Consider the following 12,412-nt stretch of genomic DNA (forward strand, 5'->3'; position numbering starts at 1 on the left):
CCTTGCTCCCTGCTCCCTGCTCCCCTGCTTTTTCCCCACTCCCCACTCCCTATGATCTACTCAGACTTCATCTCACCGCCAACCCAGTTTTACCAGATGACAGTGCCATTTAAACTGGAAGGTGGCGAAACATTAATTGGGGTTCAGGTTGCTTATCGCACCTGGGGACAGTTAAATGCCCAAGGTGATAATGGGGTACTAATTTGTCATGCCTTAACTGGTTCTGCTGATGCCGATGATTGGTGGGAACCTTTGTTTGGTTCAGGGAAAGCCTTCAATCCAGAACGTGATTTTATTGTATGCAGCAATATCTTGGGAAGTTGTTACGGCACAACCGGGCCAACTACTATTAACCCCATAACGGGAAAGCCTTATGGCGTATCCTTCCCTGAGATTACAATCCGAGATATGGTTCACCTGCAAGCTGTACTACTAGAATACCTGGGTGTTCAATCTCTGCGATTAGTAATTGGCGGTTCACTTGGTGGGATGCAAGCACTGGAGTGGGCGTTATTATATCCAGAAAAAGTAAAAGCGATCGCACCCATCGCTGTTTCTGGGAGACATTCAGCTTGGTGTATTGGGTTAAGTGAAACCCAAAGGCAGGCGATTTATGCCGATCCAAACTGGCAAGGAGGGAACTACACCCTGGATGCGCCCCCAAACCAAGGATTAGCTGTTGCGCGGATGATGGCGATGTCTACTTATCGTTCTTGGGATAGTTTTACAATCCGCTTTGGGCGGCAGTATGATGCATCTGAGCAGTTTGTTATAGCCAGTTACTTACAGCATCAAGGTCAAAAGCTGACAGAACGATTTGATGCGAATAGTTACATTACCCTCACCCATGTAATGGATCGCCATGATGTTGCACGCGATCGCACAGTTCCTAATTTATCAGGTTACGAATCTGTTCTGCAAAGCATCCAGCAACCGACTTTAGTTGTCGCCATTGGTTCTGACATTCTCTATCCTCCAGTAGAGCAGCAAGAATTGGCAAATTTAATCCCTAATGCTCAACTAGCTTGGCTGAAATCAACCCACGGACATGATGCATTTTTAATTGAAATGGATGCATTGAATGAAATATTAGTCTCTTTTCAGCAAAGTTTAGATATATTAGCTTCCTAACTCGACAGATTTAGAAAAAAGCTCGGCCTTCCGAGTTCTGAGGTTGAACTTCCGAGATAAAAGCTTGAGTGATGAGGCTCAGAGGTGGAACTACTTTGACGCATCGCATTTACTGCTACAAAAACAAATGTAGAGCGGCGATTTATGATTGCCAAGACGTGGTGCATTGTGCAAATCACCTTCAGCGCGAAGTAAATTAGGACATCTGTGCTAACCTACAAACTCTGAACAAGCGGTTGATAATTAGATATGCGATGTTTAACGACAAGCCGCTCTGTATCTACACATCCTTTGGCAGTATACTTTTTCAGCAACTTACCCAGAATGGAAATACCTTGCTCAATCTCCTCTGGCGGGAGACAGAAAGTCAGACGCATCGCTGGATAACCCTGCTTATCGGGAAAAAATGCCGAACCACACGCCAGGTAGACATTTTGTGCAAAGGCTTCTTTACGAATTGCCTCAATCGGAATATCATCTGGTAACTGTACCCAGAGAAATAATCCACCCGTGGGAACTGTCCACCGGATCTCTTCAGGAAAATAACGCTCTAAAGCTTGCAACATAGTATTACGACTTTGCAGATTATCTGTGCGAAGTCGGCTGAGGTGACGGCGGTAATGTCCTGAAGCGAGATATTCGCTAACTATTGTTTGCGAAATACTGGATGTGTGCAAATCATGGAGCAACTTCCGCTCAATAATTGCTTGATAATGCTTACCTGTAACTACCATATAGCCCACTCGTAAACCAGGCATTAAAGTTTTAGAAAAGGTACTTAAATAAGTGACCAAATTATTTTTATCTAAAGCTTTAATTGGCGCTGGCACAGCATCAAAATTTATTCCTTCATAAGCATTATCTTCTAAAATAGGACACTCATATTTTTCGGCTAATGCTAATAATTGCTGACGATGAGCTTGTGTTGTCGTCAACCCGGTTGGATTGTGAAAGGTACTAATCGTATAAATTAATTTCGGGCGGTGGCTGTGTAGATATTTCTCTAATAAATCTAAATTCATTCCCTCCGCAGTCATGGGAATGCCAATAATCTTAGCTCCTAAGTTTTCTAAAATTGAGATTGCACCATAATAGGTAGGAGCTTCGACAATCACCCAATCACCAGGTTGTACATAATAATTCATGGCTAATGACAACCCTTGCTGAGAGCCATTAGTAATAATCAAATCTTCTGGAAAAACCTCTAATCCTTGATTTACTAGCATCTGGGCAATTTGTCTGCACAGAGTTAGCTGTCCTTGAGGCATCTCATGGGGAAAGAAAATATCAGCGTCATCTTGCCTTAATGCTCGTCTAGCAATGAGGTTAATATCTTTGGGTGGACGAGGATAACCGTAGCCAAAATTAATCACTCCTGGCTGGGTTTGCGCTTGCACTAATGGAGTATACATTTCATAAAAAGAACACTTTCCTGGTTTTGTAATTATGACATTTTGGGCTGGAGCAAATTTAGATTCTAGGTTGGTGCTTTTAGGAGAAACGCTGCTGACAAAATATCCTGAACCTTGACGAGCAGAAACAATACCATCTGCTTCTAAAACGTTATACGCTTCAATAATCGTGAGTTTGTTAACTTGTAAACTTTCTGCCAGAGAGCGGATAGAAGGGAGGCGATCGCCACTTTTGAGTGCGCCAGATTTAATCAGATGACTGATGCGATCGCGTATTTGCAAATAAATCGGTTTGGGTGACTGTCGTTCTAACAAAATTTTCATTTTGGCGCACTCGTTAATGACTAAATAATCATCAATACTGGCAATATAAACTATTTTTACCAAGTTTACCTAGTACAGTTGCGAGATTTTTGACTATACCAGTTGGGATGGCGCTTAACTGTACTAGATTAAATCTGCCAAAACTGTACCTTCTCAGTTGAAAATTCTTACGTGAAAGTAAAAGTAATAGTTCACTATTCATCACGTGCTTTCACTCACTATGAATAAATTTAATTTACTGTCAAATTTACGAAAATATTGGCAACATTTTACCATCTGGATCGCTAGTGCTTCTGACCTCCAAGTGTGGCATGAATCAGACTGGCGCGGTCACATTTCTTGTTGGCGTGCCTACGATCCAATGACAGGACGTTCTGCCTGTTTTGGTTCTGAAGAAGAAATGCGAGTTTGGATTGATAAGTGTTATTACAGATAAAATCTTTTGCCAATCAATATCACAAATAGACACTGCTGAATTCTGAGAGTTGAAAAGTTGCTAGGAGACTTTACCAAATCCGCCGCCTCCAGGAGTTTCTATCACAAAAACATCCCCAGGTTTCATCTCTACCGTTGCTGTACTGTCTAAATTCTCTTCAATTCCATTCTGACGTTCTATCCAGTTGCGTCCGACAATCCCGGCTTCCCCACCATTTAATCCAAAGGGAGGGACAACCCGATGTCCAGAGAGAATATTAGCTGTCATGGGTTCTAGAAAACGGATGCGGCGGACAACTCCATTACCACCGGAATATTGCCCTTTACCACCGCTATCGGGACGAAGACTAAAACTTTCTAAAAGTACAGGATAACGGGTTTCTAAAACTTCTGGATCGGTCAAACGGGAGTTAGTCATGTGAGAATGAACACCATCAGTTCCATCAAAATCAATTCCTGCTCCAGAGCCGCCGCAGATAGTTTCATAATATTGATATTGCTCATTACCAAAAGTAAAATTATTCATCGTTCCTTGAGAAGCAGCCATGATACCTAAAGCGCCATATAAAGCATCGACAATAGTTTGAGAAGTTTCTACATTACCCGCTACTACTGCTGCTGGATAAGTTGGATTCAGCATACAGCCGCTCGGTATAATAATTTCTAGAGGGTTAAGACACCCGGCATTAAGAGGAATATTATCATCAACCAAAGTCCGAAATACATATAAGACTGCTGCTTGAGTTACAGCTTTAGGAGCATTAAAATTACTATTTAGTTGCGAAGAAGTTCCAGTAAAATCGATGGTAGCACTACGATTTTCTTGGAAAATCGTCACTTTAACTTGAATTCGTGCCCCATTATCCATTTCATAAACAAATGATCCATCCTTGAGAAGATTGATAGCCTTTCTCACCGACTCCTCAGCATTAGCTTGCACAAACTTCATGTAAGCTTGAATAGTATCAACCCCGTATTGGTAAACCATTTTACAAAGTTCTTGTACTCCCCGTTCATTTGCGGCAATTTGTGCTTTAAAATCAGCGAGATTTTGGTCAGGGTTACGAGCAGGATAAGTATGATTTGAGAGGTGCTGTCTTACTGCGGTCTCTCGAAAATTACCTTCTTCAACCAAGAGAAAATTATCAAAAATAATTCCTTCCTCTTCTACTGTCGTACTGTGGGGAGGCATTGAACCGGGAGTAATTCCACCAATATCTGCTTGGTGTCCACGAGAAGCAACAAAAAAGAGGGGAGTGGGGAATGGAGTATTTTCACGACTTTCTAGAAAAACAGGGGTAATTGCAGTTACGTCGGGAAGGTGGGTTCCGCCATTATAGGGGTTATTAGATAGATAGACATTCCCTGGTTTTAGGGTGTCACATTTTTCGTTAATTAAGCTGCGGACACTTTCACTCATTGAGCCTAAATGTACAGGAATGTGGGGAGCATTAGCAACTAATAATCCAGAAGAGTCAAAAATAGCGCAGGAGAAATCCAGCCTTTCTTTGATATTTACAGATGCAGCCGTATTTTGGAGAACAATTCCCATTTGTTCTGCAATAAATTGATAGAGATTTTTGAAGATTTCTAAGCGGACGGGATCGGGTTGCGTTGTTGTGTACATTTTTGACTCCTTTTTATAAAAAACACAAACATTAATACTTATAAAGTAAGATACTCATCATTCAAATCACTAATCAACATATATCCAGGAGAATGAGTAATTGCTAGTTCAGGTTTTGCTTGCATAATTGCAGTTTGAGTAGTGACTCCGCAAGCCCAAAAAACGGGAATTTCGCCATCACGAACTGTGACAGCATCACCATAATCAGGTTTTTCTAAATTTTTAATTCCTATCACTTCTGGATTGCCAATATGCACAGGAGAACCATGTGCTTTATAATATCTACTCGTTACTTCTACAGCACGAACAACGTTATTAGCTGGAAGTGGACGCATCGAAACTACTAAGGGACTGGAAAACATTCGAGTCGGGATACATTCAATATTTGTCTTGTACATTGGAACGTTTTTTTGCTCTTCTACGTGCCTAACTGGTAGTCTAGAGTTGAGCATGGCATTTTCAAAGGAAAAGGAACAACCAATTAAAAAGGCTACTAAATCTGTTTTCCAAAATGATTTTATATTGGTTGTTTCTTCAATTAATTCACCGTGTCTAAAAATTCTGTAGCGAGGTAAGTCTGTTCTAATATCGGCGCCTGGAGCGATTATTTTAGGTTCATAGTCTCCAACTTCTGTGACATCAAGTATTGGACAAGCTTTTGAATTTCGTTGACAAAAGAGTAAAAACTCAAATGCTAAAGAATATGGCAATACAACTAAGTTCGCTTGAACAAACCCTAGTGCAAGCCCAGAAGTAGGTGTATCTAATTTTCCGTCTCGACAAAGCTGGCGTATTTCGGAAGGAAGAGAAGAAAAGTTTAACATTGAAAATCTCCTAATAATTTTCAGAAAGTAAGTAGGTTTGGTTAATGAAATTAAACTTCAAAGCTTTATGCAAGACGTTGCAAAATTAAATGATTACTTTCAGTTAATCTTGCTTTCCAGTTAAATTCCACTACAATTGTGCTAATTTTTTCAACAATGATTGCAGGCCCATTAAGACTATCTTCTGGCTGTAAATCTTCCCGCCGATAAACAGGCGTATCATGCCATCTATCAGCAGTAAACATCTTTACTATTTCAACGGCTTCGGGGGCTTCAACTAGAGAACGTGTACGAGTAATTAAAGGTTCTTCGGGTGTCTCCATTTTCTGAATTACTTCTACTGAGGCTGATTCGACAATTAAAGTTTTATCTAATTGGATGAAACCATAGCGAGATTTATGTTCATCCTCAAATTCTTGCCGCATCAATACCACATCATCGGCAAAGTTAACGGTCAATGTAGAGTTAGTTCCTTGATATTTTAAATTGACTTTTTGGACTATTTCTGGTTGAGCATTCGCTTGATTTATTTCACTTATAGCTTGAGTTTCTAAATATTCCATTAACTGGTGTAATTTAGGAATTAATGCTTGGGTTAAAGGCTGTTCTACTCCTCCTTCTCTAATCGCCCTGACATCAGCTAATCCCATTCCATAAGCAGAGAGAACACCAGCATAAGGATGTAGAAATATCTTTTTCATTCCCAAGGTATCGGCAATTAAACAAGCAACTTGCCCGCCTGCGCCACCAAAACAACAAAGCACATATTGGCTGACATCATAACCCCGTTGCAGACTGATTTTTTTAATTGCGTTCGCCATATTTTCCACTGCGATCGCAATAAATCCAGCCGCTACTTGTTCGGGAGTAGAATGATTTAATGTAGCGGCTTGAATATCTTGGGCTAATTGTGTAAATTGCTGAATTACAGTATCTTTATCTAAAGGTAAATTCCCATCAATTCCAAAAACTGAGGGAAAATATTGCGGGTGGATTTTACCTAACATCACATTGGCATCAGTAACCGTTAATGGGCCGCCGCGTCGGTAACAAGCAGGTCCAGGATTTGAACCGGCAGATTTAGGGCCGACACGATAACTAGAACCATCAAAAAAAAGAATAGAACCGCCTCCAGCCGCAATCGTATTAATTGCTAATACGGGAACTCGCATCCGCGCCCCAGCAATTTCCGAATCTAGTTGTCGTTCATACTCTCCTTTAAAGTGGGCGACATCTGTACTTGTCCCTCCCATATCAAAGGTAATAACTAACTCAAAGCCTGCTCTTTTACTAGTTTGTACTGCACCGACAATACCTCCAGCCGGGCCACTCAAAATACTATCTTTGCCTTGAAATTGTTCGGCTGCGACTAAACCGCCATCAGATTTCATAAACATTAATTTGACTCCAGGTAACTGACTCGCTACTTGGTTGACATAGCGGCGTAGAATTGGAGTTAAATAAGCATCGACTACTGTTGTATCTCCTCGGCTGACTAATTTCATTAACGGACTAACTTGATGAGATACAGATATTTGTGTAAAGCCGATTTCTTGGGCGATTTGGGCTATTTGTTTTTCGTGTTCAGGATAGCGATCGCTATGCATAAAAACAATCGCACAACTCCGAGTTCCTGTGTTATAAACTTTTTCTAAGTCATTTTTGACTTTTTGTATATTTATTGGAATTAATTCATTGCCATGAGCATCATAACGTTCATCAATTTCAATTACCTGCTCATAAAGCATGGGTGGTAAAATGATCTGACGGGCAAAGATATTAGGACGGTTTTGGTAGCCAATTCGCAGCGCATCTTTAAAACCTTTGGTGATCAGAAGAACAACCCTGTCTCCTTTCCTTTCTAACAGCGCATTTGTTGCGACTGTTGTCCCCATTTTTACTACTTCTATTACTTCACTAGGAATGGGTTCATTGCCGGAAATACCCATAATATCCCGAATTCCTTGGATGGCTGCATCTTGATATTGTTCGGGATTTTCTGAAAGTAGTTTGTAGACTATAATCCATTGCTGATTAGGCAGAGTCACAATTAAAAAACGTTCAGGATGTCTTGATAGGTTGTCTATAATTGCTTGATTATTAGTAACAGCAACAATATCTGTAAATGTACCACCGCGATCGGCAAAAACTTTCAACATGATTCTGTTTTCTCAACGCTATACAGGTAGCATAACAATGGGTTATGAAGTCTTTCTACTTCAGGTATGGAATATTTTTCTACAGATATGGAATCTTAGATATAGTTAATTGAAAACATAAATATTAAATTGTCCACTGCCATTTATATTGTTGTGTATTCCATTTTACAGCTACTATTTCTGCTGGAGGATTGATGCGATCGCCATTTTTTTCAAATTGGATAATTCCTGTAACTCCTTTAACTTTTTTTTTGTCTTCTTTGAAATATTTATTCATGTATATCAGTAAAGACTGACTATCTGAAATGTCAAATTGCTCTAAAATTCTCAGAATTATTAACACTGAGTCGAAAGCTGTTGCACTACGCCATGTTAAGTTTTCTTCTCCCCATAATTGAGTGCCTAGTTGACAAAACTTTTGCCCTAGTTGATTTTCACTATTGCAGCCATTTGTTTTGCTGTGCCAATGCCAAGGAACACAAGCTATAATTTGACAGTCATTTTTATTTACCAAATTATACTGACTTTGCTCATCAATCCAATGTAAAACATTCTCATGGTAAAAAGTTGCTGAACCAGCTATTAAACAGTTATTGATTTTTAATCTACTAATAAGTCCAGCATTATCGAGGGAATTAGGTTCAATTCCTCCATCAGGAATTATAATAATAATATCAACGCCATTCTGTTTGATATCTTCTAGATAATCTTGAATCTGATAATATTTTTCGCTAATATAACTACATTCTTTTAGAAAAATAAGCTGTTCACTATATTGCTCAAGACATTTTTTGATAGTATTTCTGTATGAAGTGCTATAACTACTATTTTTATTATAGATAATAGCTACTTTTTTATGACTTTCACCAGACAATCTTTCTGTCAAGTAATGAGCTAATTGTGTGGCATTTATGCTATCTTGAGTAGTCAGTCTAAAAAAGGATAAACTTTCACCCCCAGATAAATGAGAAAGTTCATTAGATGTACTGCTAGAATTTACTAAAATTAGTCCATTTTGAGAATATAAATTTAGTGCCTTTTTAGTCATTTCACTTGAATAATGACCGATAATGGAAATCAGGTTTAGTTGTGGCGCTAAATTGGCTAAATTCTCTGCTGTTTGGCTATATGGTGCATATAAATTATTAGGATCATTGACAATTAGAATTTTCAAGGCTATCTGACTATCTGTATTATTTAGACTAAAAATCTTTTCGGGTTTTATGTCATCTAAATTTATCTCTTTTCCTAGTGAAATTCTCTCAAAGCTTTGAAGATTTATTTGGAGTTGAATTTGAGCAATACCTCGTAAAATTTCCGATGCAACATTACCTTGATTATGATAAAATGGCACAACTACAGCCAAAGTATAAATCTGAATTTTTTTCTCTCGTAAAGCAGATTGTTTATATTCACTTAAGCTGTTATTAATATAAATTAAAACTTCTGGATTCCCTGTACCATAAATTTCTATTTCTTTTTTCCAAGCCCAAATAAAGCACTTTAATGCTTGATAATAAAGTCCTTGCTGATAAAATTTATTCCCTTGGATTTGTAACTCAACAATATCTTGATTAGGGGGAGGAAGAAAAATTTGTCTGCCAAAACTACCTTGAAAGTTATCATTGTTTAATTGAGGAGCAGTCTGCAATTTATATCCGTTATTAGGATGAAGTAATAAATTCAGCACCTTAACCCACTTCCCAGCTATTTGTTCTTGGTCAATTTGCATCAGTTCTACTATTCTAGGATAAATATTATTACTCAGCCTATCTCTAATCTGTTGGTCAGATAAATTGAAGATTTTAGCTATATGTTTTTGAGAGTGTCCTAATAGAGATTGACAAATGATTTCCTTGTCAATTTCACTGATTTGCTTTTTATTTGAAGTTGTCTCTAATTTCTGAAAGAAAAGGTCAATATCAATATTTAGCTGTTCTATAACCTGTTGACAGTTTTGACACACCATAATTATCTATCATCCTTTTTTAAAAATGATAGTCTAATTATTAACTTAGGTGATCCTATGGGTGTCGAACTAATTTCTATTTATGTTGACAATTAGATAGCTTGCTGGTTTAGCGGAATTACAATTACAAATTCTGTCCCCTGTCCAGGAGCAGAAATACATTGTAATGTTCCCTGATGTTTTTGAGTGATAATCTGGTAACTAATAGATAAACCTAATCCCGTACCTTTACCAACTGGTTTAGTAGTAAAGAATGGTTCAAACAAGTGTTTTTGTACGTTTTCTGGAATGCCTGTACCATTGTCACCAATGCGAATAACTACCTGATTTTCGCTAGTGAGTTTAGTATGAATGCGTATCTGGGGACTAGGGAGAGCTTTTTCTTTTACTCCCCACTCACCATTCTCCACTGCCTCTTCTAAAGCATCGATCGCATTTGCCAGAAGATTCATAAATACCTGATTCAGTTGTCCAGCATAACATTCTACTAATGGCAGTTCGCCGTATTCTTTGGTGACCTCAATTGGTAGATTGTTAGATTTAGGCTTGAGGCGATGTTCCAAAATCATCAATGTACTCTCGATCCCCTCGTGGATATTCACAGCTTTCATCTCTGCTTCATCTAAGCGGGAAAAGTTTCGTAGAGATAGAACGATTTCTGTGATTCTTTCAGCACCAACTGTCATAGAAGTTAGCAAGTTTGGCAAGTCTGCTATCAGGAAATTTAAGTCTATGGCTTCTGTTTTTTCTTGAATTTTAGTTACTGGATTAGGATAGCTTTGCTGATATAATTGCAACAAACTAAGTAAATCTTGGATATATTGATTGGCAAAAGTGATATTGCCATAGATAAAGCTAACTGGGTTGTTGATTTCGTGCGCTACACCTGCTACCAACTGCCCTAAGCTGGACATTTTTTCACTTTGCACCAGTTGAGAAGCTAGGTGCTTTGCCTCTTGGCGCAATTGTGCTTCTGAGTGTCGCAATATCTCTTCTGCTTGTTTGCGCTGGGTAATGTCGTGGAGAATAACGACATACTCCTGAAAATCTTGATGGGGTCGGTCTGAAATGGAAACTTCCAGGATTTTGTTTTTCCCATTGCGGAGTAAAGTTTGTTCGCTGCGTTTTGCCCACTGGTCTGGATAGTAGACTAATGCGGGTAGCCATTTGTTGAGGTGATTTCCCCGCAACTCAGATGGGTTGACACCAAAGAAAGATTCAGTGGCTGGATTAGCTTGCTGAATAATGCCTCGATCATCCACGACTAAAATACCATCCTGGGCAACAGTAAACAGGTGTTCGGCAGCTTCTCGGGCTTCTGCGATCGCCACCACTTGCGGTAAACTTGTCCAACAAGCGATCGCTACTCCCACAAATGCCACACTCATCAGTAGCACCACAAATAGATTTTCACCCGCCGCAGTTGCAACTTTATTAAGTTTGACACCAAATAACCAGCCAACTCCCACTGCGCTGCACAGTAAAAATATCAGGATGCTTACCTGAAGAACTACTGAGTCTTTGATAATTACCACAGGGCGTGTGCGATATCGCCGCATCCACCAATTGGGATGGAATGGAGGGAAGTTCATGCGGCGAATCACTGCATCAATTCCCATAACGCCAATGGGGAATAATAGCCCAATTAGCAAGTTGAGCCAACCCCAAGCAAGTCCGCCTACCACTAGCACCACAACTTCTAACACCAGAATGGCCAGAGATATGCGAGGAAACAAAACTTCCGGGCGATCGCGCCGCAGCCAAAGCCCCAAATGCAATAACATAAAGGAGACAGTGCGTAGATGCGGGGCAGCTTGTCGTCAGACATTGCTTCAGTAGCCTATCTTTACCTCCTGCGTCCTGCCTTTTTATTCCCACTCCCTGCTTTCAGGAAGTTTTTTATTAAGAAAACGATCCATACACCGCTCCGCTAAAGCCGCGATGGTTAGCGATGGGTTAGTGCAGGCAGTCGAACCAGGAATCAGAGAACCATCAACTACAAATAAATTAGAATAGCCGTGGACTTTGCCGTAAGTGTTGCATACAGCACCCATAGTTGCCCCACCAAGGGGATGAGCTGTAGCACTAAAGTCAAGCGGTGCGCCAAAAGTGGTAGCATTGGCTTGATTTAGAAGTTGGTAAGTATACTGGTTAGCCTGGATAATTTTTTGATTGTTGGCTGAGTTTTTCGGCCAGAACAGATTAGCTGATTGCGTAGAAGTATTGTAACTCAGATAGCCCTCTGGCTTGGCGATCGCTAGGCTCAGAGGAGCTAACACACCTTGTGGAACTATCGGAAATGGAAGTTGCTCAATGACAACTGGAGCGATGGGATTGTCCAAATGTTCAATTACTACTGATACTATTTTGTATATTTAAATACTTTTAAATACAAAAATAACGTGATGTGCAACTTATCCTTAGAACCCCTCTCCAACCCTCGCCCCCACTCCTGAGAGGCTTTGATTCTTGCTCCCATTCCCTTGTAGGGAAGGGGTTGGGGGTTAGGTCTGAGAGAAAGTTGCACACGC

8 protein-coding genes and 1 pseudogene are annotated in these 12,412 nt (G+C 39.7%); 2 read left to right on the top strand and 7 right to left on the bottom strand.

The annotated features are described in order from the left end of the window. Positions 1-51: 51 nt before the first annotated feature. Complete coding sequence (gene metX, locus LC608_RS01180) at positions 52-1,131, top strand: homoserine O-acetyltransferase (protein ID WP_229551783.1); 1,080 nt, start codon at positions 52-54, stop codon at positions 1,129-1,131. 215 nt (positions 1,132-1,346) lie between these two features. Here metX and LC608_RS01185 read toward each other — a convergent pair whose 3' ends face one another. After that, positions 1,347-2,867, bottom strand: coding sequence for a PLP-dependent aminotransferase family protein (locus LC608_RS01185; RefSeq protein ID WP_229551784.1), 1,521 nt, complete (start codon positions 2,865-2,867; stop codon positions 1,347-1,349). A gap of 220 nt (positions 2,868-3,087) precedes the next feature. On the opposite strand from LC608_RS01185, the gene LC608_RS01190 reads away from it, so the two are divergent. Beyond that, complete coding sequence (locus LC608_RS01190; RefSeq protein ID WP_229551785.1) at positions 3,088-3,303, top strand: hypothetical protein; 216 nt, start codon at positions 3,088-3,090, stop codon at positions 3,301-3,303. Positions 3,304-3,363: 60 nt separating this feature from the next. Here LC608_RS01190 and LC608_RS01195 read toward each other — a convergent pair whose 3' ends face one another. From LC608_RS01195 to LC608_RS01220, 6 genes and pseudogenes are all read right to left on the bottom strand, one after another. Next, positions 3,364-4,929 (bottom strand): hydantoinase B/oxoprolinase family protein, encoded by a 1,566-nt coding sequence (locus LC608_RS01195; RefSeq protein WP_229551786.1) that lies wholly within the window; start codon positions 4,927-4,929, stop codon positions 3,364-3,366. Positions 4,930-4,967: 38 nt separating this feature from the next. Further along, the gene (locus LC608_RS01200) at positions 4,968-5,753 is read right to left on the bottom strand and encodes a putative hydro-lyase (RefSeq protein WP_229551787.1); all 786 of its coding nucleotides are present in this window, start codon (positions 5,751-5,753) and stop codon (positions 4,968-4,970) included. Between the two features lie 65 nt (positions 5,754-5,818). Then, on the bottom strand, positions 5,819-7,912 hold the full coding sequence (locus LC608_RS01205) for a hydantoinase/oxoprolinase family protein (protein WP_229551788.1): 2,094 nt from the start codon (positions 7,910-7,912) through the stop codon (positions 5,819-5,821). Positions 7,913-8,036: 124 nt separating this feature from the next. Then, on the bottom strand, positions 8,037-9,881 hold the full coding sequence (locus LC608_RS01210) for an ABC transporter substrate-binding protein (protein ID WP_229551789.1): 1,845 nt from the start codon (positions 9,879-9,881) through the stop codon (positions 8,037-8,039). Positions 9,882-9,973: 92 nt separating this feature from the next. Then, a pseudogene (locus LC608_RS01215) lies at positions 9,974-11,674 on the bottom strand (ATP-binding protein); the annotation flags it as partial. A gap of 75 nt (positions 11,675-11,749) precedes the next feature. Further along, on the bottom strand, positions 11,750-12,223 hold the full coding sequence (locus LC608_RS01220; RefSeq protein WP_229551790.1) for a GMC family oxidoreductase: 474 nt from the start codon (positions 12,221-12,223) through the stop codon (positions 11,750-11,752). Between the last annotated feature and the right edge of the window lie 189 nt (positions 12,224-12,412).

Origin of the sequence: Nostoc sp. XA010 (genome assembly GCF_020829625.1) — a bacterium.
Classification (GTDB): Bacteria; Cyanobacteriota; Cyanobacteriia; order Cyanobacteriales; family Nostocaceae; genus Nostoc.

Excerpts from the sequence above, each read along its gene's own strand:
- metX (WP_229551783.1), top strand. The coding sequence starts at position 52 with ATGATCTACTCAGACTTCATCTCACCGCCAACCCAGTTTTACCAGATG.
- LC608_RS01185 (WP_229551784.1), bottom strand. The coding sequence starts at position 2,867 with ATGAAAATTTTGTTAGAACGACAGTCACCCAAACCGATTTATTTGCAA.
- LC608_RS01190 (WP_229551785.1), top strand. The coding sequence starts at position 3,088 with ATGAATAAATTTAATTTACTGTCAAATTTACGAAAATATTGGCAACAT.
- LC608_RS01195 (WP_229551786.1), bottom strand. The coding sequence starts at position 4,929 with ATGTACACAACAACGCAACCCGATCCCGTCCGCTTAGAAATCTTCAAA.
- LC608_RS01200 (WP_229551787.1), bottom strand. The coding sequence starts at position 5,753 with ATGTTAAACTTTTCTTCTCTTCCTTCCGAAATACGCCAGCTTTGTCGA.
- LC608_RS01205 (WP_229551788.1), bottom strand. The coding sequence starts at position 7,912 with ATGTTGAAAGTTTTTGCCGATCGCGGTGGTACATTTACAGATATTGTT.
- LC608_RS01210 (WP_229551789.1), bottom strand. The coding sequence starts at position 9,881 with ATGGTGTGTCAAAACTGTCAACAGGTTATAGAACAGCTAAATATTGAT.